General features: G+C 67.2%; 23 protein-coding genes and 2 pseudogenes. 17 read left to right on the top strand and 8 right to left on the bottom strand.

Features of this window, described 5'->3' with window-relative positions; genetic code table 11:
* Positions 1-106: 106 nt before the first annotated feature.
* The 8 genes and pseudogenes from zwf (at position 107) to CYFUS_RS06290 (ending at position 6,767) form a co-directional block, all read left to right on the top strand.
* Entirely contained in the window at positions 107-1,651 is a 1,545-nt protein-coding gene (zwf, locus tag CYFUS_RS06315) for a glucose-6-phosphate dehydrogenase (protein WP_095984410.1), read from the top strand.
* Positions 1,648-2,295: pseudogene (gene pgl / locus CYFUS_RS54470) on the top strand (6-phosphogluconolactonase); the annotation flags it as partial. The gene zwf and the pseudogene pgl, both read left to right, overlap by 4 nt.
* Positions 2,296-2,346: 51 nt before the next feature.
* Positions 2,347-3,777, top strand: a complete 1,431-nt coding sequence (gene gndA / locus CYFUS_RS06310; protein WP_198316815.1) for an NADP-dependent phosphogluconate dehydrogenase — start codon at positions 2,347-2,349, stop codon at positions 3,775-3,777.
* 393 nt (positions 3,778-4,170) lie between these two features.
* Positions 4,171-4,383: a hypothetical protein gene (locus CYFUS_RS06305; protein ID WP_095984408.1), complete on the top strand. Its 213-nt coding sequence runs from the start codon at positions 4,171-4,173 to the stop codon at positions 4,381-4,383.
* Entirely contained in the window at positions 4,380-5,168 is a 789-nt protein-coding gene (locus CYFUS_RS06300) for a hypothetical protein (protein ID WP_095984407.1), read from the top strand. The genes CYFUS_RS06305 and CYFUS_RS06300 overlap by 4 nt, the downstream gene beginning before the upstream one ends.
* Before the next feature lie 30 nt (positions 5,169-5,198).
* Positions 5,199-5,561: a hypothetical protein gene (locus CYFUS_RS52380; protein ID WP_269770214.1), complete on the top strand. Its 363-nt coding sequence runs from the start codon at positions 5,199-5,201 to the stop codon at positions 5,559-5,561.
* 47 nt (positions 5,562-5,608) lie between these two features.
* On the top strand, positions 5,609-6,166 hold the full coding sequence (locus tag CYFUS_RS50365) for a hypothetical protein (protein ID WP_157758274.1): 558 nt from the start codon (positions 5,609-5,611) through the stop codon (positions 6,164-6,166).
* Between the two features lie 4 nt (positions 6,167-6,170).
* Complete coding sequence (locus tag CYFUS_RS06290) at positions 6,171-6,767, top strand: hypothetical protein (protein WP_095984405.1); 597 nt, start codon at positions 6,171-6,173, stop codon at positions 6,765-6,767.
* A 58-nt stretch (positions 6,768-6,825) separates the two neighbouring features.
* Here the strand turns inward: CYFUS_RS06290 and CYFUS_RS06285 are convergent.
* The 4 genes and pseudogenes from CYFUS_RS06285 to CYFUS_RS06270 all read right to left on the bottom strand — a co-directional run.
* Positions 6,826-7,002: pseudogene (locus tag CYFUS_RS06285) on the bottom strand (Imm52 family immunity protein); the annotation flags it as partial.
* A gap of 39 nt (positions 7,003-7,041) precedes the next feature.
* Positions 7,042-7,641 carry a hypothetical protein gene (locus CYFUS_RS06280; RefSeq protein WP_095984403.1) on the bottom strand — a complete coding sequence of 200 codons (600 nt, stop codon included), beginning with the start codon at positions 7,639-7,641 and terminating at the stop codon, positions 7,042-7,044.
* A complete protein-coding gene (locus CYFUS_RS06275; RefSeq protein ID WP_095991836.1) occupies positions 7,631-8,146 on the bottom strand; it encodes an RNA polymerase sigma factor in 516 nt (171 codons plus the stop codon). Before CYFUS_RS06275 ends, CYFUS_RS06280 begins: the two co-directional genes overlap by 11 nt.
* A gap of 23 nt (positions 8,147-8,169) precedes the next feature.
* Positions 8,170-8,358: a hypothetical protein gene (locus CYFUS_RS06270; RefSeq protein ID WP_095984402.1), complete on the bottom strand. Its 189-nt coding sequence runs from the start codon at positions 8,356-8,358 to the stop codon at positions 8,170-8,172.
* A 260-nt stretch (positions 8,359-8,618) separates the two neighbouring features.
* Between CYFUS_RS06270 and CYFUS_RS06265 the strand changes: the two genes are divergently transcribed.
* The 8 genes from CYFUS_RS06265 to CYFUS_RS06230 all read left to right on the top strand — a co-directional run bounded on the left by CYFUS_RS06265 (position 8,619) and on the right by CYFUS_RS06230 (position 21,090).
* Positions 8,619-10,553 carry a prolyl oligopeptidase family serine peptidase gene (locus CYFUS_RS06265; RefSeq protein ID WP_095984401.1) on the top strand — a complete coding sequence of 645 codons (1,935 nt, stop codon included), beginning with the start codon at positions 8,619-8,621 and terminating at the stop codon, positions 10,551-10,553.
* Between the two features lie 317 nt (positions 10,554-10,870).
* Positions 10,871-11,488, top strand: a complete 618-nt coding sequence (locus tag CYFUS_RS06260) for a hypothetical protein (RefSeq protein WP_095984400.1) — start codon at positions 10,871-10,873, stop codon at positions 11,486-11,488.
* Between the two features lie 3 nt (positions 11,489-11,491).
* Entirely contained in the window at positions 11,492-13,762 is a 2,271-nt protein-coding gene (locus tag CYFUS_RS06255; RefSeq protein ID WP_095984399.1) for a peptidase domain-containing ABC transporter, read from the top strand.
* Between the two features lie 57 nt (positions 13,763-13,819).
* The gene (locus tag CYFUS_RS06250) at positions 13,820-13,996 is read left to right on the top strand and encodes a mersacidin/lichenicidin family type 2 lantibiotic (RefSeq protein ID WP_095984398.1); all 177 of its coding nucleotides are present in this window, start codon (positions 13,820-13,822) and stop codon (positions 13,994-13,996) included.
* Positions 13,997-14,143: 147 nt separating this feature from the next.
* Positions 14,144-15,235 (top strand): hypothetical protein, encoded by a 1,092-nt coding sequence (locus CYFUS_RS06245; protein ID WP_095984397.1) that lies wholly within the window; start codon positions 14,144-14,146, stop codon positions 15,233-15,235.
* Entirely contained in the window at positions 15,210-18,479 is a 3,270-nt protein-coding gene (locus tag CYFUS_RS06240; protein ID WP_095984396.1) for a type 2 lanthipeptide synthetase LanM family protein, read from the top strand. Before CYFUS_RS06245 ends, CYFUS_RS06240 begins: the two co-directional genes overlap by 26 nt.
* Complete coding sequence (locus tag CYFUS_RS06235) at positions 18,476-19,702, top strand: glycosyltransferase (protein ID WP_095984395.1); 1,227 nt, start codon at positions 18,476-18,478, stop codon at positions 19,700-19,702. Before CYFUS_RS06240 ends, CYFUS_RS06235 begins: the two co-directional genes overlap by 4 nt.
* Positions 19,699-21,090 carry an FAD-binding protein gene (locus tag CYFUS_RS06230; RefSeq protein WP_095984394.1) on the top strand — a complete coding sequence of 464 codons (1,392 nt, stop codon included), beginning with the start codon at positions 19,699-19,701 and terminating at the stop codon, positions 21,088-21,090. Before CYFUS_RS06235 ends, CYFUS_RS06230 begins: the two co-directional genes overlap by 4 nt.
* Before the next feature lie 85 nt (positions 21,091-21,175).
* On the opposite strand, the gene CYFUS_RS52375 is transcribed toward CYFUS_RS06230, so the two are convergent.
* On the bottom strand, positions 21,176-23,320 hold the full coding sequence (locus CYFUS_RS52375) for a DUF4082 domain-containing protein (protein ID WP_095984393.1): 2,145 nt from the start codon (positions 23,318-23,320) through the stop codon (positions 21,176-21,178).
* A gap of 505 nt (positions 23,321-23,825) precedes the next feature.
* Here CYFUS_RS52375 and CYFUS_RS06220 point away from each other — a divergent pair.
* Positions 23,826-24,149, top strand: a complete 324-nt coding sequence (locus CYFUS_RS06220; protein WP_095984392.1) for a hypothetical protein — start codon at positions 23,826-23,828, stop codon at positions 24,147-24,149.
* A 55-nt stretch (positions 24,150-24,204) separates the two neighbouring features.
* Here the strand turns inward: CYFUS_RS06220 and CYFUS_RS06215 are convergent, their stop codons facing one another.
* Genes CYFUS_RS06215 through CYFUS_RS06205 form a run of 3 tightly spaced genes read right to left on the bottom strand, consistent with a single transcriptional unit; the run spans position 24,205 to position 26,023 of the window.
* The gene (locus CYFUS_RS06215; RefSeq protein ID WP_198316473.1) at positions 24,205-24,432 is read right to left on the bottom strand and encodes a hypothetical protein; all 228 of its coding nucleotides are present in this window, start codon (positions 24,430-24,432) and stop codon (positions 24,205-24,207) included.
* Between the two features lie 55 nt (positions 24,433-24,487).
* On the bottom strand, positions 24,488-25,513 hold the full coding sequence (locus CYFUS_RS06210; RefSeq protein WP_232537403.1) for an aldo/keto reductase: 1,026 nt from the start codon (positions 25,511-25,513) through the stop codon (positions 24,488-24,490).
* 60 nt (positions 25,514-25,573) lie between these two features.
* Positions 25,574-26,023, bottom strand: coding sequence for a MaoC family dehydratase (locus CYFUS_RS06205; protein WP_095984390.1), 450 nt, complete (start codon positions 26,021-26,023; stop codon positions 25,574-25,576).
* Between the last annotated feature and the right edge of the window lie 191 nt (positions 26,024-26,214).

The following is a 26,214-nucleotide window of genomic DNA, read 5'->3' as shown; positions in this document are numbered from 1 at the left end:
CATCCACATGCGGCTGGCGGTCAGCGCGCTCCCCGATATATGGCCGCCTCACGGACGCACGAGCACCTCGCTTTATCACCCCTACATCCGGAATCCGGAGGGCGACATGGACGACAAGGGCCTGCACATCGAGACCCATCCCCGCGAAGGAGATCCCCTGCTGCGCGCGGGGAAACCCGACCCCTGCATCATCGTGCTCTTCGGAGCCACGGGAGACCTGGCCCAGCGCAAGCTCTTCCCCGCGCTCTTCGAACTGGCGCGCCAGGGCTCACTGCCCGACAACTTCGCCGTCGTCGCCTTCAGCCGCTCCAAGCACAACGTGGACAAGCTGCGCGCCCAGGTGAAGGAGGGCCTGCAGAAGTACGCCCGCACCCAGCCCCTGGACGAGGCCACCTGGGAGAAGCTCTCCTCCAAGCTGGAGATGCTGTCGGGCGCCTACGACGACCCCGAGTCCTTCATCCGCCTGCGCGAGCACCTGGACGACACGGCGAAGCGCCTCGGAACCCAGGGCAATCAGCTCTACTACCTGGCCACGCCCGCCTCCACGTTCTCCACCATCCTCAATGGCCTGGCGCAGTCCGGTCTGCTCTACCGCGAGAACGCCGAGGTGAAGAAGCCCTGGCGCCGCATCATCGTGGAGAAGCCCTTCGGCAGGGACCTGGCGAGCGCCAGGGCGCTCAACCGCGAGCTGGCCGCGGTGCTGGAGGAGAAGCAGATCTTCCGCATCGACCACTACCTGGGCAAGGAGACGGTGCAGAACATCCTCGTCTTCCGCTTCGCCAACGCCATCTTCGAGCCGCTGTGGAACCGCCAGCACATCGACCACGTGGAGATCACCGCGGCGGAGAAGGTGGGCGTGGAGGGGCGCGGAGGCTTCTACGACGAGACGGGCGTCATCCGCGACATGGTGCAGAACCACCTGTTGCAGGTGCTGGCCCTGTGCGCCATGGAGCCGCCCATCTCCTTCGGCGCGGAGGACATCCGGGACGAGAAGAACAAGGTGTTCCGCGCGCTGCGCTCCATCGAGGGCAATGAGATCGCCCACTCGGTGGTGCAGGGGCAGTACCAGGGCTACCTCGACGAGGAGGGCGTGTCGAAGGACTCCAAGGTGCCCACCTACGTGGCGTTCAAGGCCTATATCGACACGTGGCGCTGGCAGGGCGTGCCCTTCTACGTGCGCGCGGGCAAGAGCCTGAGCAAGCGCGTGACCCAGGTGTCCATCCACTTCAAGTCCGTGCCGCACTGCCTCTTCAACACCAGCGACACCTGCCAGCGGCTGCAACCCAACGTGCTCACGCTGCGCATCCAGCCGCGCGAGGGCATCGCGCTGAGCTTCGAGTCCAAGGTGCCCGGCGAGGACATCAACATCGCGGGCGTCACCATGGACTTCGACTACGCCCAGAGCTTCGACAAGCCGGTGCCGGAGGCCTACGAGCGGCTGATGCTCGACTGCATGCGGGGCAACCCCACGCTCTTCGCCCGCCAGGACAGCGTGGAGCAGGCGTGGGCCTGGGTCACCCCCATCATCGAGGCGCTGGAAGGGGGCAAGGGCGGCCCGATGCACACCTACGCGCCCGGCAGCGTGGGGCCGGACGCGGCGAGGGACTTGCTGTCGCGGGATGGCCGGCGCTGGATGGAGCTGAAGGGATGAGTTCCACGCCCGTGGTGGTGCAGAAGGACGAGCTGGGCCGGCGGGGCGCGGAGTGGATCTCCCGCGCCCTGCTCGAGGCCGTGGCGGGAGGCCAGCGCGCCAGCCTCGCCCTGTCCGGTGGAAGCACGACGGGACAGGTGTACCGGGAGCTGGCGAAGCAGGACGTGCCCTGGGCGCTGGTGGACTTCTACTTCGTGGACGAGCGCTTCGTGCCGCCGGACAGCCCGGACAGCAACTACCTGCTGGCGAAGCAGACGCTGCTCGAGCCCCTGGGCATCCAGCCCCATCAGGTGTTCCGGATGCAGGGCGAGCGCGAGGACCGCGAGCAGGCGGCTCGCGACTACGAGAAGCTCCTGCCCGAGGTGCTGGACGTGGTGGTGCTGGGCATGGGCGAGGATGGCCACACGGCCTCGCTCTTCCCCGGCCACGCCGCGCTCCAGGAGAAGGAGCGGCGGGTGCTCGCGGTGGTGGGCCCCAAGCCGCCCCCGTGGCGCATGACGCTGACGCTGCCCGTGCTCCAGTCCGCCCGGAAGGTACTGGGGCTGGTGAGTGGGGCGGGCAAGAAGGACATCGTGCAGCGCTTCCGCGCGGGCGAGGACCTGCCGGCGGCGCGGGTGAAGCAGACGCAGTGGATGATGGATGAGGCCGCGGCGGGACAGACGCCCGGGCCCTCGGCGAACACCGGAGCCAAGGACATGAGCACGAAGACACCGCCCCTCGCGCAGTTCGGCGTGGTGGGCATGGGGGTGATGGGACAGAGCCTCGCGCTCAACGTGGCGGACCGGGGCTTCCGCGTCGCCGTCTGGGACATCGAGCCCAAGCGCTTCGAGGACCTGCGCCACAAGGGCGCGCCGCCGAGCCTCCAGGGCCACGCCGCGCTGGAGGACTTCGTGGGCGCGCTGGAGCGGCCCCGCCGCATCCTGATGATGGTGACGGCCGGAGCGCCGGTGGACTCGGTGATGGAGCGCCTGGCGCCGCTGCTCGCGCCGGGGGACATCGTCCTGGACGGCGGCAACTCCTGGTTCCAGGACACCCGGCGGCGCGAGGCGGCGTGGAAGCAGAAGGGGCTGCACTTCCTCGGCGTGGGCGTGTCCGGCGGCGAGGAGGGCGCGCGCCATGGCCCCTCGCTCATGCCGGGTGGCCCCGCCGAGGCGTACGCGCTGGTGCGCCCGGTGCTCGAGGCCATCGCCGCCCGGAGCGAGGAGGGCGTGTGTGTCACCCACGTGGGCCCGGATGGCGCGGGCCACTTCGTGAAGATGGTGCACAACGGCATCGAGTACGCGGACATGCAGCTGCTCGCGGAGACGTATGACCTGCTGCGCCGCGGGCTCGGGATGTCGGCGGACGCGCTCGCGGGGCTCTTCGAGCAATGGAACCAGGGTATCGCCGAGTCCTTCCTCCTGGAGACGACGATCCGGGTGCTGCGCAAGAAGGACGCGGAGACGGGCAAGCCGCTGGTGGAGCAGGTGCTGGACAAGGCGGGCCAGAAGGGCACGGGCAAGTGGACGGTGCAGGTGGCGCTCGACCTGGGCGTGTCGGTGCCATCCATCGCCGGAGCGCTCGACGCGCGCAACCTGTCCTCGCTGAAGGACGAGCGCGTGGCGGCGGGCCGCGTGCTGGCCGCGCCCCAGGGCGAGGCGCTCAGCGCGGAGGAGAAGGCGAACCTGGCGGCGTGGGCGCATGACGCGCTGTACGCGGCGCGGGTGGCCACGTACGCACAGGGCCTGCGCCTCATCCAGGCGGCGAGCCAGGAGTACAAGTGGAACGTGTCGCTCTCGGAGATGGCGCGCATCTGGCGGGCCGGCTGCATCATCCGCGCGCGGCTGCTCACGCCCCTGCGCGAGGCCTTCGAGAAGACGCCGGACCTGAAGAACCTGATGGTGGCCGACGGGCTGGCGCCGGTGCTCGGGAAGATGGCGCCCGCGTGGCGGCGCACCGTGGGGGTGGCCACGCGGCTGGGCATCCCCGTGCCGGTGCTCGGCGCGAGCCTGGCCTACTTCGACAGCTACCGCAGCCCGGAGCTGCCGCAGAACCTCACCCAGGCCCAGCGTGACGCCTTCGGCGCCCACACCTACCAGCGCCGCGACCGGCCCGACGCCGGCTTCATCCACTCCGACTGGAGCTGAGGCCTCGCCCCGCCCCGGAGTCTCCTCTTCGTGGAGGGCTCCGGGGCATGGGCTGTCAGTTGGCGGCGGGTTCGATTCCCGTCGCCGCCCCCACCCGGTGTGGATGGGATTCGGCCCCACAAGAACATAGGTACTTTTATATGAGCAGCAGGATGGTGCGGAAGCTCATGGCGTTGAGCTTATGTCTTCTCATTGGCTCATGTAGCGCCACCCGGCCGATGGTCGCGGGCCCATCCGGACCGCAGGACCTGCCCAGGTACGTGCTGGTCATCGAGAATACGGCAGATGGGCAGGCGACCCATGCCTGGAAACCCGCCAAGTACTTCGACCTGACGGAGTACCGGATACGGTCCCTGGCAGACTGGGAAATGGGGCTACTGCAGGACCGCTTGCATGAAGCAGCTCGCCAACTGCCTGGGAGAAGCGGGCCGTGAGCCTGTGCAGTTCGAGGCCATCGACACCGCGGTCGATTGGCTTGAGCGCCACCAGGATGAGCTTGCGCTCGGAGCCGTAGTCATCATCGCGGGGGTGGCTTTCTATGTTGCCGCCAGTGGAGGCATCGTGCTGCTCGCCCCCGTCTTGCTCTTCGCCGAGGGTCCACAATGACGATAGGGGAGATTCTCAGCTTCGAGGCTCCACGGCTCATCGGAAGGTATCTGACGGAGCAGACTTCTCCCGAGGAGAGAGAACTGCTCCTGGTGGCGAGAGATGCCTTGTTGTTCATCTCCGAGCTTGGTCAGGACTACCGCTTCGAGGATTATCACCGGAGCCCCGACTCCCCTTTCTCGTCCTCCGGGGGCGGGGCCTCCATCAAGACGATCTTGGGTGAAGCGGCGGGGCTCATGGTCCAGCTCCGAGGAAAACTCCACTCACCAGAGGAGAAGGAGCTGGCGTCAGTCCTCATCGACGCACTCAACTTCATCGCCGCGACAGGCCAGCACACGGCGTTCGAGGCATTTCGCCGCGATGCTCTCGCCGCCGGGCCGCCGCACGTCGTCGCCTCTTTCAGGACACGAGAGGAGGCGGAGGCCTGGCTCGACAATCAGCCCGAGCCGCCGGCTCAAGGACAGGTGTTGGTCGCGGGTGAATACTATCAGTTCTACTATTTCCGCGAGCTGAACCGCCGGGGGATCCGACCACAGTTCACCTTGGAGATGCTCATCCGGCAATTGATGGAGGAAGGACCCCCCGCCACAGCGGCCTCCTTTGTCTCTCATGAGGAAGCAGAGGACTGGCTGGCGAAGCAGCTCGCGCCACCGACACATGCCTTCATCTTGATTGCCGGAGAGTACCATCTCGCTGTCTTCCACGAGAACATCCACCACCGAGCCATCCATCCTATCTCCATCGTCGAGAGGCTCGAGAAGTGGCAGCGGGAGCAGGGGACGTGAGACAGGCTGGTTGGCCCGAAAAGGCCCAAGGTGCACGCAGTTCCGCAGTCTCAGCTCCGAGAAGGTGCCTCGAGAAGGCGTCAGAGAATCGTACCGTCCATCGCCGGAGCGCTCGACGCGTGCAACCTGTCCTCTCTCAAGGTGATGGTGGCCGAAAGGCTGGCACCGGTGCTCGGGAAGATGGCGCCCGCGTGGCGGCGCACCGTGGGAGTGGCCACGCGGCTGGGCATCCCCGTGCCGGTGCTCGGCGCGAGCCTGGCCTACTTCGACAGCTACCGCAGCCCGGAGCTGCCGCAGAACCTCACCCAGGCCCAGCGCGACGCCTTGGGCGCCCACACCTACCAGCGCCGCGACCGGCCCGACGCCGGCTTCATCCACTCCGACTGGAGCTGAGGCCTCGCCCCGCCCCGGAGTCTCCTCTTCGTGGAGGGCTCCGGGGCATGGCCTTGGATGGCCGATTCCTCGGTGATGGTCGGGATGATGTGCCGGGCGCTTGGCTGACCCTTTTGATCCAAGGTGATACCGTGGGCATTTCAAGGCAACTCGCGTGGATGTCCGCGCTCCTGCGGTTGCCGGGGGTGCTGCTGCCAGTTGTCTCGGGATGCAGCATCAATCAATACCAACCCAGCCACTTCCAATTCACTACCATCGTCGAAAAAACCGAAGCAGGAGCAGATGGCTGGCGTGCCGCGTGTATCCATGCAACCGTAGTAAACAAATCGACCTTGGAGCCTTATTTTTGCAAGTTCGGAGTGGGAATGCCCATCGCGACCGAAAAGTTTGGACTGATGTCCGAGCCGCTTGCTCAGCGAATCGCCGCCGATTGTGCCAACGAGGCATTGAGAGAGGTGATCGCCTCCCCCGCATCCCCACTTCCTGGCCTCGTCTGTAGGCAATTCACGAGCACCTTCAATGTCGTTTTGAATCGCGCCGTGCTTGGCTCGAGAGTGACAGCCTGGTGTGAAGAGGAAACAAAGCCCATCCGAGTTGACTTCTAAGCCCATGCCAATTTCAGCGGAAGAGTTGCTTTCTGTCGTTCGGAAATACTGGCGTTCGGACCATGAGTTTGATGGCAAGCTGGAAAGGAGCCCCGAGCTGAAGAGGTTCCAGGCCTTGTGGAAACAAGAGCTCAAGAAACTGGATCAATGGCGCGTGCTCATGCGCGAGCTCAGGGCGGCGCTTCCGCAATTCGAGATCGGACATGCCACGGCCACCTCTACTTCCTGTTTCCGCTGTACCGTGTTTACGGATCGGCAGTCCGTGGAGGCGAGTCATGAGGATGGGCCACGAGAGCGCCGCTGGGGGGTTGTCGGCTGCCTCAGCATCCTGGCGCCTATCTATACGGTCTATGGCCTGCAGTACGACTACAAAGGTAAAGACGTGATCGCCGCCAAGGTCTTTTTCGATCCGCTTCCGCCCGAGATGCAGGCACTCGCGGAGGTCGTTGGCAGGAAGATCGAGGCGATGTTCGGGGCTGAGGCCCTTCCTCGCGAGATCGCCGAGACTCGAATCCCGCTCATCGTGGATCTACTGGAGCCGCCTGCTACCACGCTCTTTCATGCGCTCTTCGCGACTGATCCTGAAAACGTGGCTGTGTAGACAACATCGAGGAGCTTCCGGCGCTGCCCCCCTCCAGGGAGGGAGTCATGAGGTTTCTCTATGAGAGTACGGGGCGAAGTAGCCCCTTCGAGTCCAATACCTCCTGAACCCCGCGACCGAGCGACAGGTGCTCTGGGTTCGATGCCCTGAGACGCTCTGGTGCGAGAACGATCAGGGTGCCCTTGTCCTCTACGGGCTCAGTCCGGACAGGTGGCGGAAGCGGAGACACCTCGCCGCGCGTTCGCGCCGGTGTTGGCCATGCGGCTGGTAAAGGTCAGGCTTCGTATTCCGCCAGCAACGCCTCCAGTCGCCGCTGCTCGGGCTTCAGCACCCAGACGTACCGCGCCGTGTTCCAGCCGACGCTGGCGACCAGCGCCACGCCGAATACGAACAGCATCTGCCAGGCGTCGCGGTCGGTGGCCTTGCCGACCTCGCGCAGCTGTTGGACGCCCACCAGCATCGGCGCGAGGAACACCGGCAGCATCATCCAGAAGATCTTGACGTTGGCGCGGGCCCGGCGATTGGCGACCAGCATGGTGGTGAGGGTGTCCCGCACCGGAGAGCCTCCGGATCTACCTCGACTTCGCAGCAAGAAGCCGACGACCAGCACCGCCGCCAGCACCAGCCAGCACATCGCCAGCATGACCAGCGACGCCCACTCCCGGCCGACATCCATCCGCCCGGCGGCGATCGCCTGGACCGTGATGGCCGTGAAGATCGTCATGGCCGTCGCCGGAATCGCGTAGAACAGGAGTTCGCGGCGACGGCGGGCCTTCAGCGTGCGCATCAATTCCTCCATCAGATAGGCCTGGGCGCGGTCGTCGGGCGTGTTGGCCGGCGAGCGCCAGGCGGCTTCGAGCTTGTCAAAATCCATCGTCGGCGCCCTCCACGAGGCTGGTGACGCGCCGGCGGATACGGGTCAGGCGCGCCCCGACATTGGTTTCGGAAAGGCCGTGCAGACGAGCGATCTCGGCGTAGGCCAGCCCGTCCAGCGACAGCAGGATCAACGACCGGTCCAGCGGCGGCAGCACGCGGATCGCCGCGTAGAGCCGCTCCAGCAGGCCTGCCTCCGGCTCGGCGCGATCCTGTTCGGCCCGCCACAGCATCTCGACCTCGATTGCCTCGCGTCGGCGGCGACGGCGGGTCTCGCCGCGCTTCCAGGTCAGGGCCGTGTTGTGGGCCACGCGGTAGACGAAGGTCGTGGCGGCGCTGCGCGCCTGGAAGCTCGGGCGGGCGTTCCAGACCGCCAGCATCAGCTCCTGCATCAGGTCGTATTGGTCTTCCGGGGGCGCGAATGCGCGGGCGATCCGGCGCAAGGTCGCCAGGTGCGGCGCCAGCCAGTCGACGAAAGCCCTGTCCTGATCCTCTCGCGCGTCCATGATCCGTCCCGTGTTCAAGCTGATTAGATGCCGGCCGGGCGGTCATCCTTACGGAAGGGTTTCGTTTTATTCGAACGCGCGTTGGCCTGGGTGCACGGCGTCGGCAGCCCCCTCAGCGCCCCCGAGTTCATCACCAGCGCCCGTGCCGCGGCACTGAAGCTGCCGGCCTCGACCACGGCCACATAGACCTCCGCCGCACGCAGTCTGTCCATGATTGCAAACTCCTGGTTTGTAGTGAATGAAACCATCAGGGATTTATCGCCTACGGGATAGGGAATACACTGGGGCCCTGTTCATCCCCGCACTTCCCTGGTTTCGAGCCGGTGCCGGCTGCCCGAGTGGCGCTGGCCTATCGCCGCAGCGTCGAAGACCGGAAGGCAGGAAGATTCTCAGGGGGGGACTGGCGGGAAATCAGGAGGAGGGTGTTTCGTACGGTGTTGGTCACCCCACTTCCCACCAACGCGGAGAATGCATGCAGTTCCGGTCCACCCTCGTGCGAGTACTGGCCGCGGCCACGCTCGTGCCCGCCCTCGCACTCGCTGCGCCCAACGCGACACCGGCCCCGGCTGTCCCCCGGCCCTCCAAGCAGTACACCGTCGAGCAGTTCATGACGACGACGAAGCTCTCCGGCGCCTCCTTCTCGCCGGACGAGAAGCGCGTCCTCTTTTCCTCCAACGAGAGTGGCATCTTCAACGCATACACCCTGCCCCTCAGTGGCGGGAAGGCGAAGGCGCTCACCCACTCGAAGACGGACTCCACCTACGCCGTGAGCTTCTTCCCCAAGGACGAGCGCATCCTCTTCACGCGCGACCAGGGTGGCAACGAAGCCAACCACCTCTTCGTGCGCACTCCGGATGGCAAGGAGCGCGACCTCTCGCCCGGCGACAAGCTGAAGGCCATGTTCGTGAGCTGGAGCGATGACGACTCGGCCTTCTACGTCCTCACCAACGAGCGCGACGCGCGGTTCTTCGACCTCTACCGCTACGACGCGAAGACGTATGCGCGCACGCTCGTCTACCAGAACGACACCGGTCTCTCCTTCGAGGCGGTCTCGCCCGATGGAAGGTGGATCGCCTTCAACAAGGTGCGGACCACCAACGACGCGGACATCCACCTCTACGACGTGGAGAAGAAGGAACTCAAGCACATCACCCCGCACCAGGGCGACGCGTTCTTCCAGGCGAGCTCTTTCGATCCGAACTCCAGCGCCCTCTACTTCCTCACGAACCAGGGCTCCGAGTTCAAGCGCGTGGCCCGCTACACGCTGACGACCGGAGTGATGGAGGAGGTGGAGCGCGCCGACTGGGACGTGATGTACACGTACTTCTCGCGCAAGGGCGGCTTCCGCGTCACCGCCATCAACGAGGACGGCCGCACCGTCATCCGCGTGCATGATCAGAAGACAGGCAAGCTCCTGGAGCTGCCGCAGCTGCCCGCGGGGGACATCACCTCGGTGCGCATCTCGGACAGCGAGAAGCGGATGGCCTTCTACCACAATGGGGATCGTTCCCCGTCGAACCTCTTCGTCTACGACTTCGGCACGAAGAAGGTCAGCCGTCTCACCGACGCGAGGAACAAGCAGATGGACCCGGAGGATCTCGTCGAGGCCCAGGTGGTGCGCTTCAAGTCCTTCGACGGGATGGAGATTCCCAACATCCTCTTCAAACCGCATCAGGCCACCGCCGACGCCAAGGCACCCGCCATTGTCTGGGTGCACGGCGGCCCCGGGGGGCAGACGCGCAAGGGCTACTCCCCGGTCATCCAATACCTCGTCAACCACGGCTACGTCGTGCTGGGCATCAACAACCGCGGCAGCTCCGGCTATGGCAAGAGCTTCTTCGCCGCGGATGACCAGAAGCACGGCCACGAGCCGCTGCTGGACTGCGTCGAGGCCCGGAAGTACCTGGCCAGTCTGCCCTACGTGGACGCCGAGCGCATCGGCATCGCCGGTGGCAGCTACGGTGGCTACATGACGCTGGCCGCGCTCGCCTTCCACCCGGATGCCTTCAAGGCGGGCATCGACATCTTCGGTGTCTCCAACTGGCTGCGCACGCTCCAGAGCATCCCGCCCTGGTGGGAGAGCCAGCGTGAGGCCCTCTACAAGGAGATCGGCGACCCGGCGAAGCAGGAGCAGATGCTGCGCGACATCTCACCCCTCTTCCACGCGGAGAAGATCTCCAAGCCACTGCTCGTCCTACAGGGCGCCAATGATCCGCGCGTCATCCAGCCCGAGTCGGATGAAATCGTGCAGGCGGTGAAGAAGAACGGCATCCCGGTGGAGTACGTCATCTTCCCAGACGAGGGCCACGGCTTCACCAAGAAGAAGAACGAGGTGGAGGCCTACTCGCGGATGCTCGGCTTCCTGAACGCGCACCTGAGGGACAGCGGCCCGACCCCGGTGAACTGAAGTCACTGGCGTCCCGCCCCACCGGCCCCAGGAGGCCGGCGGGCCCGGAAAGATGGCTTCGATGCCTGGGGCTCCCCCCTCGCCTCCACACCTGCTTGGGGGAGCAAAAATGGCCGCGGTCTGGCGCCTGGAGCGAAGACGCCGTGGAACCTCGTGAGATGTGCCCGAGGCGGAGGCACCAGGGGGGGCCACACGCCGTAACGGTTCCAGCCCGGTCAAGAGCACGGAGTGCTCTTCTCAGTTTCCGATTTTTGACTTAATCTCCACGGAAGCACCGTGACGTTCCGGTCGTGAAACATGAAAGGGGTGCTTCGTACATGGCCGAGGGCGCACCTGAGAACGGAACGTCGGCCGCGAACCAGGTTGTCTACCGCCCCGAAGCCATCGCGGCCCACCGCCAGGCCCGCGAGCACTTCCGTGCATCCCAATACACCTCGTCCCGGACCCTCGCGCTGCTCTGGGCCACCTCGCTGGCGAGTGTGGCTTTCGGCGTGGCACTCGTGGCGGTTCCCGTTCCGGCACATGTGTCGGGCACGGCCATCGTCGTGCCGGCGGCGCCATCGCCTGGAGCGGGCGGAGAAGGGCTGATGCTCGTGGCCTTCTTTCCACCCGAGGCACGTACGCGCCTGGCGGCCGGCCAGCGACTCCTGGTGGACGTGAGTGGAAAGGGCGTTCGCCTGGAGAGCCATATCAAGGAGGTGGAGCAGTCCGTGGTGAGTCCGGAGGCGGCGCTGGAGCGCTTCGGGCTGAAGGGCGACTCCAGACAAGGTCCCAACGGACCCACCGCGTGCGCCTTCGCCGTGTTCGCGCCGCCTGGGACGGAGGGGCTCTCCGCGACGGATTGGCTCGGCAGCACCTTTCGTGTCGAAGTCGAGGTGGGCCAGCAACGCCTTCTCACGTCTCTCCCCATCCTCGCGCGTTTCCTGAAGGGGTGAGCCATGACCGGATCTGGACGCGCTCCCTCCTCTATTGCGAGCAGCTTGTGGCGGCGGCTCTTTCCTCCCCGCCCGCCGCTGGTGCTCCAGGCCACGGCGACCGACTGTGGCGCGGCGTGTCTGGCGCGCATCCTCGCCCACGCCGGACGGCCCACCTCCGTGGCGGAGTGCCAGGATCGGCTGGGCGTGACCCGGGACGGAGTCCGGCCCCGCATGTTCGTGGATGCGGCGCGCGAGCTGGGACTCCGGGCCAAGGTCTTCTCCACCGACCTCGAGCACCTCGGGCAGATCCGGCTGCCGGCGATCGCCCACTGGAACTTCAACCACTTCGTCGTCATCGAACAGTGGTCGCCGAAGGGCGCGGAGCTCTTCGATCCGGTGGTGGGGCGGCGCCACGTGTCCGCCCAGGAGTTCAGCAAGGGCTTCACGGGCGTGGTGCTGACGTTCGAGCCGGGTCCGGAGTTCATGACCGGAGGACCCCTGCCCTCCCCGTGGAGCACGTTCCTGCGCCCGCTGCTGGGCAACCGGGCCGTGAAGGGGCTGGCGCTCCAGGTCCTGGCCGCCTCGCTGCTCCTGCAGGTGCTGGGGCTGGCAGTGCCGTTGATGACCCAGGTGCTGGTGGACCATGTCCTGCCGCTGCGCGGCTTCAGCATGATGGCCCTGCTGGGCGTGGGCATGGTGGCCGTCACCCTCTCCCAGGCGGTGACGGGCTACCTGCGCAACGTGCTGCTCGTGTCCCTCAAGGGACGCTTCGATGAACATCTGTTGCTCGGAATGCTGGGCCACCTGCTGCGGCTGCCCTTCCGCTTCTTCATGCAGCGCACCAGCGGGGATCTGCTCGCGCGGCTGAGCAGCGCGGGGATGATCCGGGAGGTGCTGACCAACCAGACGCTGACCACCGTGCTCGATGGCTCGCTGATGGTCACCTACCTCGCCATCCTCTCCTTCCAGGCGCCGCTCTTCGGCGCGGTGGTGTTCGGCCTGGGGGTGCTCCAGTTGATGCTGGTGCTCATGACGGCCGGCCGCATGCGCGAGCTGCTCAACCGTGGCCTCACCACCGAGGCCGAGTTCCAGAGCTTCACCGTCCAGGCCTTCAAGGGAATGGCCCTGGTCAAGGCCTCCGCGGCGGAGGAGCTGACGCTGCGCTTCTGGTCGTCACTGTTCCACCGGCAGCTCGACGCGTCGCTGGAGCGGGGCCATCTGACGGCCTTCATCAACGCGCTGCTCAACGCCCTGCGCACCTTCGCGCCGCTGGCGCTGCTGTGGCTCGGAGCAATCCAGGTGCTCGACGGGAAGATGGGCCTGGGCACGATGCTGGCGCTGAACGCCATCGCCGCCGCCGTCCTCACGCCGCTGGCGCAGCTGGTCACCACCGGGCAGCAGTTGCACCTGGCGGGGGCCCACATCTCGCGCATCCTGGATGTGCTCGAGGCCGAGCCAGAGCCCCAGCCGGTGACGACCCGGCCCACTCCGCGGCTGCGCGGGCACATCCACCTGGAGAACGTGGGCTTCCGCTATGGCAGGGGGAGCGCCCCGGTGCTCTCGGGCCTCTCCTTCACCATCGAGCCCGGACAGAAGGTGGCGGTGGTGGGTCGCAGCGGCTGCGGCAAGAGCACCCTGGGCAGCCTCCTGCTCGGACTCCTCGAGCCCACCGAGGGACGCATCCTCTATGACGGTCTGCCGCTGCGGGAGCTGGACGTGCGCCAGGTGCGCGCCCAGTTCGGCGTGGTGATGCAGGAGCCGCTGCTCTTCAGCGGCTCGCTCCGGGAAAATGTCTCGCTCAACGCACCCGGGATCGCACTGGGCCAGGTGGAGGAGGCCCTCCGCCTCGCGGCGCTGGAGCAGGAAGTCCAGCGGATGCCGATGCGCCACGAGACGTGGATCGGCGAGGGTGGAGCGGGGCTGTCCGGCGGTCAGCGTCAACGGCTGGCGCTGGCGCGCGCACTGGCGTCGCGCCCGACCCTGCTGCTGCTCGACGAGGCCACCAGCCATCTGGATACCGCCACGGAAGCGCAGGTGGACGCGAACCTGGGTATCATGTCATGCACACGCATCATCATCGCGCACCGGTTGAGCACCGTGCGCAGCGCGGACCTCATCCTCGTGCTGGATCAGGGACGGCTCGTCGAGCAGGGAACGCATGACACGCTCATGAAGCGCAATGGACTTTATGCCGCCCTGGCCCGTGGCCAGGCAGCGGATGCGACCCCCACGCCTCCACGCGAGGCCCGGGGCGAAACGGATCTGGCGCAGGAGCCAGGAGCAAGGGCCTGACGCCGCGAAGCTCCCTTCCTGGAGTGGTTCCAGGCAAGGAGAACCAAGGAGCAACACATGAAGAAGACGATCCAGGCGTGGAAGGATGAGGATTTCCGTCTGTCCCTGACCGAGGAGGAGCGCGCTCAGCTGCCGGCCAACCCGGCCGGTATCGTGGAGCTCTCTGACGAGGCCCTGGACAGCCTGCTGTCTGGCGGTAAGCAGGTGTCGTCGTGCTGTTGGGAAAGCTGCTAGTCGTTTGTAATTCCCCCTCCACGAACAACCCCGGCGAGCGGACTGCGAGCTGAGCCGTCTTCCAGTCCGCCTCGCCACCCTCTCGAGGCGGAAGTCGCCTCGAGGACCTGTCCCACCATGCACGAGTCGATGGAAGTAAACCTCAGGTTGGTCGACTCCCATCTCGATGTCCGGCTCGCCTCGGAGGCAGTGCGCGAGGACATGCGCCGCATCGCACGCATGCTGCCGCCCGTGCTGGGTTTCCAGTTCGAGTGCCGTCTCGGCTCCCCTGCGTCCCGAGTGGACCTGCTGCCGCGCCTGCTGCTGACGGACGGAAGTTGTGATGCCTTGCTCGGCCTTGGCGACACCCCGCCCACGCTCCCTGAAGTGGCACGCGACCACCCCACCTGGCGGGCACTCGGGGACTTCTGCCGGGAGTGGAGGAAGCCTGGTGGCGCGCTGAACACGGGCGTGATGGATGTCTTCCTCGAGTTCGACCTCGACCACCCGCCGCCAGAGGTGCCCGAGCCCTGCGTCTTCATGGACTTCGCACGCCCGGTGCGCCAGACGCGGGAATTCGCCGAGCGGGGCCTGGACCTGCTGCTCGGCGACAGGCTCCCCGCCAGCACCCGGCGACGGCTCGCCGCCTGTTACGAAGCGCTGCCCCCAGAGGCACGGATCTACTCGGTGGGGGTCATGTTCCCCCGGGGCACGTCCGCCTTGCGCCTGTGCCTGTCGGGCGCGAGCCTGCCTCGGTGGCTGTCTTATCTCGAGCGCATCGGCTGGCCCGGCCAGCCCGGTGAGGTGGAGGCGGCGCTCGGGCGACTCCCGGAGCTGGCGGACCAGCTCTCCCTGGACATCGACGTGGGCGAGACCCTGGGCGAGAAGGTCGGCTTCGAGTTCGCCATCCAAGCACCCATCGGCTCGAGCCAGCCCCGCTGGGAGACGCTGCTGGGACACCTCGTCGAGCGGGGATTGGGATTGCCCGACAAGCGAGAGGCGATCCTCGCCTGGGTGGGCCACATGCAGCAGCGAAGCCAGCCGGAGTCCTGGCCGAAGGAACTGAGCCGCATCGCGCGCGAGCTGAACGGACGTGGCCTGAGCCTCTTCTTGCGGCGGCTGAGCCACCTCAAGGTCGTCCACCAACCTGGCAGGCCGCTGGAGGCCAAGGTCTACCTGGAGACCCTGCACCGCTGGCTGCACTACAGTGACGCCCAGCAAGGATACGTGCTTGATGACGATGCGCCCCGAGGCGTCTGAGGTCGTGGAGGGAGTGAACCCGGAAGGTCCGGGCTGGCACAAGGGGACGACCTTGTCGGAGCGTGTCCGGCACCTGGGCCCTCCACCACCGCCTGGCACAACGGCCGAAGCCGGGAAGGACAAGGCCCGGGCCACCCGCCGACTTGCCCGGTGGCGCTCCCGAGCACCCCTGGACCGCGACGAGCTCTTCGCGCAACGGCTCGCGCTGGACGGCGCGACCGAGGAGCAACTGCTCCAGCTACTCGGCGAGTCCACGGAGACGCTGGCGGCGCGGCTCGGCCCCCCTCCCGAATGGCAGACGCGACTGGCCCGCCTCTACACGCACCCGGTGGCGGCGGAGCCACCCGCGCGGGCCATTCCCGGATCGCCTCTCGCCACGCCCACCTTCCTGGTCCTCGCCGAGCCGCTCATCGACGAGAGCCGGGCCCGCCTGGTGCGAGCCCTGGGCGCGGTGGTGACACGGCACCCGGACGCCCCTTTCGAGCCAGAGAGCGCGGCGACCCTGTGCATGCCCTTCCTCTGCAAGCGGCTGCTCTCGCAACTGACGCGAACGCTGGCGCTGGAGTTGAACGTCGCCCGCGAGGAGGAACGGCTCCAGGGAGACAACGCGGAGGAGCGGTTCCGCGGCTTCACCGAGAGCCTGCGCCAGCGGGAAGTGGCACTCGCCCTCTTCGCCGAATATCCCGTCCTGGCTCGCAGGCTCGTCATCTGCGCGGACAACTGGTTCATCTCCTCCCTGGAGATGCTGGAGCGGCTGGCGGCGGACCACCGGGAACTCGGCGCGAGCCTCGGCCTCCCACTCGCACTGGATCGGCTGAGCGCCTGTGAGCTCGGCAAGGGCGATGCGCACCGCGGGGGCCGCACGGTGGCCATCCTCACGTTCGCCTCGGGAGCACGCGTCGTCTACAAACCGCGCTCGCTGGCGGCGGACGTGCACTTCCACCAGCTGGTCGGGTGGCTCAACGCGAGGAGCGAGGCACCACACCTGCGCCCCGTGGGCGCGATCGACCGGGGGGCGTACGGATGGATGGAGTTCGTGGCGCAGCGCTCCTGCGCCACGCGCGAGGAGGTGGCGCGCTTCTACGCGCGGCTGGGGAGCTGGCTGGCCTTGATGTACGCGCTCGAAGCGACAGACGTCCACTTCGAGAACATCATCGCCGTGGGGGAGCACCCCTGCCTGGTGGACCTGGAGTCCCTCTTCCATGCGCACTTCGCCGTGGGGGAGACGCGGGGCGCGGAAGATCTGGCCGAGCGCGCGAAGGATGACTCGGTGATGCGCATGGGACTGCTGCCCCAGCGCGGCTGGTCGGGAGAGGGCTCGGAGGGAATCGACTTCAGCGCACTCGGCTCCACGGCCGGGCAGCTCACCCCCCGCGCCGCCCAGGTCTGGGAACAGACCGGCACGGACGAGATGCGGATGACGCGTCGGCGGGTGGAGGTCGCCGCCAGCGCCAACCGGCCCACCCTGAAGGGCGAGGACGTCAACTTCCTGGACTTCAACGAGCCCTTCCAGGAGGGCTTCTCCCAGATGTACCGGCTGCTGCTCGCGCACCGCGAAGCGCTCCTCGCCCCCGACGGGCCCCTCGAGCGGTTCGCCCCGGACGAGACGCGCGTCATCCTGCGGCCCACGTACTTCTACCACCTGCTGGAGCGGGAGAGCTGCCACCCGGACCACCTGCGCGACGGCTTGGACCTGGAGCGGTTCCTCGATCGGCTCTGGGGCACGATCGATCAGATCCCCTACACCCGACCGCTGATTCCCCACGAGCACGAGGATCTCTGGCACCTCGACGTGCCGTTCTTCGGCTCCCGGCCGGGCTCGCGCGATGTGTGGAGCAGCTCGGGCCAGCGGCTGGCGGAGTTCTTCCCCCGCACGGGACTGGAGCTCTCTCGCGACCGCATCCAGCGGCTGTCGGAGGAGGGGCTGACTCAGCAGCTCTGGTTCATCCGGGCCTCCTTCACCTCGCTGTCGGTGATGGCGGGGGGCGGGCGGATGCCGAGCTACGCGCTCAGTGTGTCGCACGAGGCCCCCCGTCGGGAACCGCTGTTGGAAAAGGCGGAGGCCATCGGAGACCGGCTCGCCGCACTGGCCTTCCGGGGTCAGTCGGACGCCTCATGGCTCGGCCTCACCCCGGTGGGCGAGCGCTACTGGACGCTGTCGTCGCTGGACGTGGACCTGTACAGCGGCCTGTCCGGCATCATGCTCTTCCTGGCCTATCTGGGGCACCTCACGGGCCAGCCACGGCACACGGCGCTGGCGCGCGAGACCCTGTCCACGGTGCGCCGGAGAACGGGGGGTGGCTCCTTCTCCCCGCGCAACCTGGGGGCCACGGGAGATCTGGGCGTCATCCACTCCCTGGTGCACCTGGGGGCCCTCTGGAACCAGCCCGAGCTGTGGGACGAGGCCGAAGCACTGCTGTCCCGGCGGCTGAGGATGCTCATCGCCGAGGACAAGTCCCTCGATGTCTTCACCGGAGTCGCGGGCTGCGGCACGCTCATGCTCGAGCTGCACCGCTGCCGCCCCTCGCCCCAAGCGCTCGAGCTGGCCCGCCAGTGTGGGGAGCGTCTGTTGACGGCGGCGCACAAGACGGAGAAGGGACTCGGGTGGGTGACCCCCCTGGGCCCTCTGCCCCTGACAGGCTTCTCGCATGGAGCCGCGGGCATCGCCTGGTTCCTGCTGGCGCTCGGCACCGAGACGGGCGACCCCCGCTTCCAGGAGGCGGCGCGGCGGGCCCTCGCGTACGAGCGCGCCGAGTTCTCCCCCGAGCGACGCAACTGGAGGGATCTCCGGGCCGTCGCCGCGGAGGGAGGCTTCATGACCACGCTCTGTCATGGAGCTCCAGGCATCGGGTTGGCGCGGCTGCTCTCGCTGCCCTACCTGGATACACCCGAGGTGCGCGAAGAGCTCCGGGTGGCGTTGGAGACCACGCGGGTCCAGGGCTTCGGCGGCAACCACTCGCTGTGCCATGGCGACCTCGGCAACCTGGAGGTGCTGACGCTCGCCGCGCGGACGTTGGCGGACTCCGAGCTGGAACGGGAGTGCGACCGGCTCGCCGGGGCCATCGTCGCCAGCTTCGACCGGGTGGGACTGCTCTGTGGCGTGCCCACGGGCGTGGAGACCCCCGGCCTCATGACGGGACTGGCTGGCATCGGCTACGCGCTGCTCCGGCTCGCCGAGCCATCGCGCATCCCATCCCTCCTCGCGTTCGAGCCGCCGCGCCCCATCGGAGCCCGTGAGCCATGAGGTACCTCTTCTGCTCGCTCGACAACTTCGGCTTCCTGTTCTCGTCCCTGGGGATCGCCGAGGCCCTGCGGCGTCGGGGGCATGAGATCGCCTTCGTCACGGACCTCAAACTGGCCGGGGTGGTGGAGCGCGCGGGCTTCCAGCGCATCCCCCGCGGCGAGCCGGATGGCAGCAGCTTCCTCGTGGAGATCTCCGGCCACCCCATGGACACGATGCGCCAGGTCCGCCACGTCGAGCGGGCCCTGGAGCGCTTCCCCGCGGACGTCCTCGTGACGCAGCAGCTCGCGCTCGGACCGTACGTCGTCGCGGAGCGCAAGGCCCTGCCCGTGGCCACCGTGGGGATGGCCAGCTACCTGTGGCCCCACGGACCTCCTCCCGAGGAGGCCGAGCAGCGTGAAAAGCTGGTGCGGCGCTACCGGGGCTTCTACCTGGCCTACGCGCTGGTGCGCGAGATGCTCGGCATGGAGCGGCGCGCGCACGACATCCACGAGAGTCCCCTCGTCGGAGATCTGTTCCTGCTGCGCAGCGTGCCCGAGCTGGAGGGGAACGTGGAGACACTGCCGCCCCAGGTGCACTTCGTGGGGGATTGTCTCTGGGAGCCCCCGGGTCCTCCCGACGCGGAGCTGGACACGTGGCTGGCGGCGGCGCGGGAGTCGGGCGAGCCCCTGCTCTACGTGCAGCCCGGGCGCGCCTTCAACAAGCGGGCCTTCTGGCGCAGCCTGGTGGAGGCACTCACGGGGCAGCCCGTGCGCGTGGTGGCCGCCGTCGGGCGCATGGACCGCGAGGTGGAGCAGGTGCCCGAAAACTTCTTCGTCCGACCCCACGTGTCCCAGGGAGCCATCCTGCCCCACGCGCGCGCCGTCGTCTCCAACGCGACGACGACGTCCGTGCTGGGCGCGCTCACCCACGGGCTGCCGCTGCTGCTGATTCCCGGCGGGGGCGGTGCCGAGCAGCCGGATATCACCCAGCGCTGTGTGCGCGTCCAGGCGGGCCTGCACCTCGAGGACAACGAGGCCGAGCCCGCGCGCCTCCTGGAGATGGTGCGGGAGCTGCTCGGGCGTGAGGAGCTGCGGACCGCGGCGGCCCGGCTCCAGAGCACCTTCCAGCGGGCCGGCGGCCACGAGCGGGCCGCCCACCTATTGGAGGAGCTGGGCCGACGGCGCGCGCCCGTGTGGCGCGAGCCCCCGAGCGCCACGCAGACGCCTGCTCGTGGAGAGACATGATGTCGGAGAAGACGCGCACCAGCCTGGTCAGGGATCTTCAGCGCCTGCTCGAAGGAGAAGTCACGGAGGAGCCGGAGGTCCTGGAGCGCTACTCCCAGGACTTTGGCCGCACCGTGCGCCGGATGCCAGCGGCCCTCGCGCGGCCCCGTGACGCCGAGGAGGTCGCGCGCATCGTGCGCTACGCCCACGCGCGGGACCTTCCCGTGGCCTCGCGCGCCATGGGTCACTCGATGCGGGGCCAGTCCCTGTGCGAGGGGGGCATCGTGATCGACATGAGGGCGCTGCGCGGGCTCGAGGAGATCTCCCCGGACGCGCGGACCTTCGTGTCCCAGCCAGGAGTGCTCTGGCGGGAGGTGGTCGCCGCCTCGACGGCCCACGGACTCACCCCGCCGGTGCTCACGAGCTACCCGCACGCGTCCGTGGGAGGGACGCTCTCCGCCTGCGGCTGGGGTACGGCGTCCGTGCGGTACGGAGCGCAGCTCGACCATTGCGTGGAGTTGGAGGTCGTCATCGGCACGGGCGAGCACCTGCGCTGCAACCGCGAGCAGGAGCCGGAGCTGTTCGACCACGTGCGTGGCGGCATGGGGCAGTTCGGCCTCATGACGAAGATCCGCTACCAACTGCGCCGCTACCACTCCACCGTGAGGACCTACGTTCTCGAGTACGACGACCTCGGGGCCTGGCTGGAGGACAGCCGCACCCTGGTGGTGAGGGACGAGGCCGACCACCTCGACTGCGCCCTCCAGCAGAAGCCCGACGGACAGGGCGTCCGGTGGACGGGTGTCATCACCGCTTCGCTGGAGAGGGAGGCCCCGGAGGACCGCGACGGCCAGCGGCTGCTCGCCGGACTGCGCTTCGCTCGCCACATCTCCACGCAGGACGTGCCCACCGCGGCCTTCGTCTCGCAGGCGAGCAACCCCGAGAAGCCCCCGCTCCCGGGCGAGGCCTATCCCTGGATGGTGACGTTCATGCCCTGGTCCCGCGTCCAGCCCTTCCTGGAGCTGTGCATCCGGCGCATCCCCCCGGCGGCGCTCGGAAGCGCCAACGGACCCATGCGCCTGTGGCCCGCGTTCCGGCGTGTCACCCAGGTGCCGATGCTCCAGATGCCCCGGGAAGAAATCATGGCGATGCTCAGCATCTGCCCGGCGACCACGCAAGAAGGACTCCCCATCATGATGTCCGTGATGAGCAAGCTGAGCGACGTGGGAATGGAGGTCGGCGCCCGACGTCATCTGGGCACCTGGGTCCACTTCGATCGGGCGCGCTGGCGCATGCACTTCGGCGAGGCGTGGCCCACCATCAACCGCCTCAAGCGCACCTACGATCCGAAGGGCATCCTCAACCCCGGCTTCATCGACTTCGAGCCGGAGTCCGCGCTCGCGTCGTGAGCCGTCGCCCGCGAAGCAGGCCCACGCGCCCGAAAAAGCCGCCCCGCGACGGAGACCGTTCCGCCGCGGGGCCCGCGTCACCTGCTCAGTCCGGGATGCGGTACGAGTGGTGCGAGTACTCCGCCGAGAAGGAGTCGGTGAACCTGCCGCCGGAGTAGGAGATGGAGCGGTTCTCGCCCAGCACTTCGAGGGTCCCGCTCGCGGGGAGCTCCGCCGGGAGGGTGAAGGTGTAGGTCCCGCTGGTGAACTGCCGCTTCTGCATGGCGAAGACGTAGGCCGCGCCATCGCGGTACTTGAGCATCGTGCTCAGGCTCGGGTTGAACTGCCACACATAGGACTGGGTGTTGAGAATCCGGGCCAGCGCGGTCACCTCGGCGTTGATCTTCTTCACGCGCTCGCGCGTCGCCTGGTACTCCGCCCGCGAGTCGTTGAGGACATCGGTGGAGAATGGGTTCGCGGTGGAGTCGGAGAAGACGTGCGAGAAGTACCCGAGCATGCGCGCCTCGTGGATGAGCGTCGACCACACCGCCCCCTCCACCTGGTCGGCGGTGATGACACTGCCCTGGGCCTGTCCGCCAAGCTCCACGATGACGCCCAGCGGGATGCGCGGCTCGCCATTGTTGCCGGCGCCCGACGCGCTCCGCAGGTTCGTCATCAGGATTTCACCGTAGTTGGCGGCCCGGCGCACCTCGTTCGCGGGAATGCCGAACCAGTTGGGCGCCTCACCGCCAATGTTGCCATCCGTGTAGAAGTAGATGTCGCCGGTGACCATGCCGAACCGCCAGTTCGCCCTCGGATCCGGGCCATCCGCTCCGTTGATGCCAATCTCCCGCTGCTCGTCCGACCACCACATCAGCGCGCCCTTGCCCACGTTCGCGTAGATGAAGGCATTCGGGTTGTTCAGCTCCTGATACAGCGCGTTGTAGATGGTGAAGCCACAGCGGCGCGGGTCGTCCGGGATGCACACGTCATAGGTGGCCACATTGCCGGTCCACGGATCCCATCCGGGTCCAGCCCACATATCCGTCTCATCGTAGAAGGTCGTTCCCACCGCCTCACCGCCCAGACCCGAGCCGGCGAGGTTCCAGATGCCATGCTGGCGCATCCATCCCGCGGACGAGCCGTTGCCGGCATAGGTCTCCAGGAAGGTATTGATGCCGTGCGCCTTGTCGGTGGCGATGCGCCGCTCTTCGTCCGTGTACGCTCCCCAGTAGCCGATGGGGAAGAAGTCCTCTGACAGCCAGGGCGTGCCCGCCATGGCCGGGAAGCGTGCGTAGAAGGCAGGCCCGCCCTCCCAGGGAACACGGGGCAGGTTCAACCCGTCAGGTGGCTGTTGGTCGGACGTGGTGGCCGAGGCCGTGTTGGAGGCAGCGCCGACATTGCCAGCGAAGTCCCGGGCCTTCACCGTGTAGTGGTAGAGCGTGGAAGCCGCGAGGCCCAGGTCCCTGTAGCCGCGCGTCGTCCCAGACACCGAGGCGACCTCATCGCCATCACGGAAGATGAGATAGGCCGTCACCCCGACATCGTCCGTGGCCGCGTCCCAGGTGAGCTGGATGCTCCCCGGAGCGGAGGCGGTGGCGACGAGCGAACCCGGAGCGGAGGGAGCGCTCGTGTCGGGGGTGGGGAGGAAGAGCACGTCCACGAAGTAATGGGTGTTCTGATAGCTCTGCGTGGGGAAGCCGCCGCTTCCATAGACATAGACGCCGTTCTGGCCATCCACCCCGGACGCCAGCGCGGTGAGGGGGCCATTCGTCGCGTCCTGCCCGGCGAAGTAGCCGACCGTCGCGGAGTAACGGCCGCGCGGTGCGAGGTAGGAGGCGACATAGGTGGTATTGGCCGTGATGCTCACGGGCGAGGCGAAGCGCACCGTCTGCCACCCGGTCGCGGTCTCGTTGGTGAACGTCGCGGAGGCGAGCCGCTGCCCGGCGCGGTTCCAGAGGCTCCCGACATGCGTGCCCGCGTTGGCCGCACTGCCCTTGTAGAAGCGGATGCCGGTGACGGCGCCGGGGACGCTGGAGCGGAACTTCACGCCCAGCTCGACGGAAGCCGTGTCCGAATCCTCGAGCGAGGAGGGCGACACGCTCGTGCCGAAAATACTGATTTCGCTCGCGAGGCCACTCGCGGTGGACCTGGATTCATGGACAGCGGGCGTGCCCTGGGTGCAGCCCATGATGATGCCTAGCGACAGGAACAGACACAAACGCGACGCGGAATGGTGAAACCGACGCATCTCTCTTCCTCTGCAACTCGGTTGCGATGTGGGGTCTCCGAAAGCCACACGGAAAAGGTGCGAATCATGGCACGAACAGCCACTGAGAAAAACCAGATTATCGTTTCAAGAGACCATCGCCGGTATCCATCGCGCCTTCGAGCGTTTCGAGCAGGGGCTGTCGGACTACGGCCTCCGGAAGCGGCGCTGAGTTCCGCGCGGTTCGGGGACCGTCCTCGAACGCGAATGAATGAGAGGGAGGCGGCGCCGTCCCCCCATCGAGTATCCACCCGCGCGGCGCGCTCAACCATAGTCAGCTTTGCATATTCGCTATTCATTCCTGCATGCATCTGGCCTGACTCAATGGCAGCCGAGCACCTCTTGCTCGTGTGCTCCAGCCCATCGTCCAAAAGCTTGCTTTCCGTGCCGAAAACGGTAATCAGAGGAAGATGGGCGCTACCGGTATCCATCCCGGTCGCCTTGCTCGAGCGGCAATGAAGCCACTCCAACGAAAGGAATACATCCCATGTTCAAGACCCTGGCCGTCGGCCTCCTCTCTTCCTCCGCGCTCGTCGCCGACGTCAGCGTCGACCAGCCCACCTCCGAGCAGTTCGAGATCCCCAGCTCGGGTCTCACCTTCTGGGCCGGGAAGACCTTCGACAGCCCGTACATCAACTACCAGACCGTGTCGTCCGAGTGCACCAACCTGCCATTCGACGCCTGGGCCGGCCTGAACATGATCAGCGGTGACCGCATCCTCGCCTACACCGGACCCGACTGCACCGGCATCGCGTTCGGGTTCAGCTTCCATTCCTTCAATTACGCGGCGAAGAGCTTCAAGCCCCGCTGAGCCAGGCCGCAGCCGCACCAAGACAAAGGGCCCCGGGTTCCAAGAACCCGGGGGGCTACCCTCGCCAGGCCGATTCCCGAATGACACGGCAGAAGTTGCCGCGGATGAACAGCGGCTCCTTGTCCGCGATCACGTCCGCCTTGACGTTGCCGAAGGTGGTCCGCGGCTTGTGCTTGATGCCATCGTAGAACGCCTGGATGATGTCTTCCTTGAAGTGCTCGGTCCGGGGATGGGCGGCGACCACCGCCTCACGCTCGTCGTCGGGGTACTCGGCGTAGGTCACGCAAGCGCTATGCGGCGGGCACCGCGCGCCAGGCACCGTGAGACGCGGCCTGGCTTCATGCCCCCGCGCTTCCACCCTCCAGGTAATCAATCGTTTCCCGATCGAGCCGAACGTCAAGCGCGGCGAGATTCTCCCGGAAATGGTTGAACCGGCTGCCACCCACGACCGGAATGATCGCCGGCTTCCGGTGCAGCATCCAAGCAAGCACCAGGGTATTGCCGTCGATGCCCAACCGCTTTCCAACCACCTCGAGCCGTTCGAGGCGCGCGGCTGAATCCGGCGTGTCGTAGAGGGGCCAGTTGTAGTACGCGAGCCGCTTTTCCCTGCTCGCGTAGATACCCTTCAACAAGGGTGAGTACGCGAGCAGGGTCATCGAGGGGTCCTCCGCGAGGTAGTCGAAGAACTCGTCATCCGCATGAACCGCGATGCCCAGATTGGCGCCGGCGGCGGGCCGCAGGAAACTATACTCCTGCTGGACCGCGACCGGTTGCGCCCAGCCGTTGCGCTCGCAGATCGCGCGTATCCGCTCGAGCCGCCAGGTACGGACGTTGCTGTATCCAAGATGGCGAACCACGCCGGAGGCAACGAGCTCATTCATCGTGCCGAGGGTTTCCTCGAGTGGCGTCTTGCGGTCATCGACATGGACATAATAGAGGTCGATATAATCGGTGCGCAGCCGGCGGAGACTGTCGCGGACCGCCCCGAGGATGACCCGGCGCGAGGCGCCCTCGTAGTTCGATGGGACCTCGGCCCAGCGCGGGGTTCCATCCGCGTCGCGGATGGCCCGCGAGTCGGGAATGCGGGCGCCGCACTTGGTCGCGAGGAATACCCGCTCCCGGTTCCTCCGCGCCTGCATCCACTCCCCGAGCATGACCTCGCTCTCATCCCCGACGTTCTCTCCCTTCCCCACCCACCAGGAATAGCAGTTCGCCGTATCGATGAAGTTTCCGTTCTGCTCGGCGAAGAAGTCCAGCGTGCGGAATGATTCGTCCCTGTCCATGAGGGTTCCCATCGTCATGGCCCCGAGACACACCCGGCTCACCTCCGCCCCCGTCTTGCCCAGTCTCGTGTAATCAATCATTTCCATTCTCCCCATTCCAACATGTGTACCCCCGCGCCTCCCACTCCGCCCCGAACCGACTCACGTCGTCGCGGGTTGGCGGCGGAAGAGCACGCTGGCGAGCTCCGTCATTACCACCTCGCCCTGCTGGTTGCGCACCTCCATGCGCGTCTTGACGCTGCCGCGATCCGGCTTGCTGCGCGAGGGCGTGACCTCGAGCACCTCGATGCGCGCGGAGAGCGTGTCCCCGGGCCGCACCGGCCGCAGCCAGCGCAGCTCGTCCAGGCCCGGCGAGCCCATGCTGGCGGAGTCCTCCAACACGGCGCGCACCAGCAACCGGTGGCAGATGGCCGCGGTCTGCCAACCGCTCGCGATGATGCTCCCGTAGATGGAGCGTTGGCCCGCCTCCTCGTCCAGGTGGAAGGGTTGCGGGTCGTACTGACGGGCGAACGTGAGGATCTCCTCGCGCGTCACCTCGTACGTACCGAGTTCGTGTATCTGACCGACCTGGAAGTCCTCGAAGTAGCGCATGTGTTCCTCGGGGGACGGAATGGACCCCTCTTCTCCTCGTCCGTCCTTCTGACATATCGCTCCGGGAAGGTGTCAGAGGACTCGTTCCGAGCCCCCCTTGGCAGAAACCGAATGAGTCCCCCTACTTCTTGGTTGCTGAGTGGTAAGCATCTTTCATACGCACCAAGCTGGCCAAAGCATGCCGACGAAGC

It is taken from the genome of Cystobacter fuscus (assembly GCF_002305875.1).
Classification (GTDB): Bacteria; Myxococcota; Myxococcia; order Myxococcales; family Myxococcaceae; genus Cystobacter; species Cystobacter fuscus_A.
Note: the sequence above shows the minus strand (reverse complement) of the source record. Positions and strands in the feature narration are given on the sequence as shown.

Excerpts from the sequence above, each read along its gene's own strand:
- zwf (WP_095984410.1), top strand. The coding sequence starts at position 107 with ATGGACGACAAGGGCCTGCACATCGAGACCCATCCCCGCGAAGGAGAT.
- gndA (WP_198316815.1), top strand. The coding sequence starts at position 2,347 with ATGAGCACGAAGACACCGCCCCTCGCGCAGTTCGGCGTGGTGGGCATG.
- CYFUS_RS06305 (WP_095984408.1), top strand. The coding sequence starts at position 4,171 with ATGAAGCAGCTCGCCAACTGCCTGGGAGAAGCGGGCCGTGAGCCTGTG.
- CYFUS_RS06300 (WP_095984407.1), top strand. The coding sequence starts at position 4,380 with ATGACGATAGGGGAGATTCTCAGCTTCGAGGCTCCACGGCTCATCGGA.
- CYFUS_RS50365 (WP_157758274.1), top strand. The coding sequence starts at position 5,609 with ATGGCCTTGGATGGCCGATTCCTCGGTGATGGTCGGGATGATGTGCCG.
- CYFUS_RS06290 (WP_095984405.1), top strand. The coding sequence starts at position 6,171 with ATGCCAATTTCAGCGGAAGAGTTGCTTTCTGTCGTTCGGAAATACTGG.
- CYFUS_RS06280 (WP_095984403.1), bottom strand. The coding sequence starts at position 7,641 with ATGGATTTTGACAAGCTCGAAGCCGCCTGGCGCTCGCCGGCCAACACG.
- CYFUS_RS06275 (WP_095991836.1), bottom strand. The coding sequence starts at position 8,146 with ATGGACGCGCGAGAGGATCAGGACAGGGCTTTCGTCGACTGGCTGGCG.
- CYFUS_RS06270 (WP_095984402.1), bottom strand. The coding sequence starts at position 8,358 with ATGGACAGACTGCGTGCGGCGGAGGTCTATGTGGCCGTGGTCGAGGCC.
- CYFUS_RS06265 (WP_095984401.1), top strand. The coding sequence starts at position 8,619 with ATGCAGTTCCGGTCCACCCTCGTGCGAGTACTGGCCGCGGCCACGCTC.
- CYFUS_RS06260 (WP_095984400.1), top strand. The coding sequence starts at position 10,871 with ATGGCCGAGGGCGCACCTGAGAACGGAACGTCGGCCGCGAACCAGGTT.
- CYFUS_RS06255 (WP_095984399.1), top strand. The coding sequence starts at position 11,492 with ATGACCGGATCTGGACGCGCTCCCTCCTCTATTGCGAGCAGCTTGTGG.
- CYFUS_RS06250 (WP_095984398.1), top strand. The coding sequence starts at position 13,820 with ATGAAGAAGACGATCCAGGCGTGGAAGGATGAGGATTTCCGTCTGTCC.
- CYFUS_RS06240 (WP_095984396.1), top strand. The coding sequence starts at position 15,210 with ATGACGATGCGCCCCGAGGCGTCTGAGGTCGTGGAGGGAGTGAACCCG.
- CYFUS_RS06235 (WP_095984395.1), top strand. The coding sequence starts at position 18,476 with ATGAGGTACCTCTTCTGCTCGCTCGACAACTTCGGCTTCCTGTTCTCG.
- CYFUS_RS06230 (WP_095984394.1), top strand. The coding sequence starts at position 19,699 with ATGATGTCGGAGAAGACGCGCACCAGCCTGGTCAGGGATCTTCAGCGC.
- CYFUS_RS52375 (WP_095984393.1), bottom strand. The coding sequence starts at position 23,320 with ATGCGTCGGTTTCACCATTCCGCGTCGCGTTTGTGTCTGTTCCTGTCG.
- CYFUS_RS06220 (WP_095984392.1), top strand. The coding sequence starts at position 23,826 with ATGTTCAAGACCCTGGCCGTCGGCCTCCTCTCTTCCTCCGCGCTCGTC.
- CYFUS_RS06210 (WP_232537403.1), bottom strand. The coding sequence starts at position 25,513 with ATGATTGATTACACGAGACTGGGCAAGACGGGGGCGGAGGTGAGCCGG.
- CYFUS_RS06205 (WP_095984390.1), bottom strand. The coding sequence starts at position 26,023 with ATGCGCTACTTCGAGGACTTCCAGGTCGGTCAGATACACGAACTCGGT.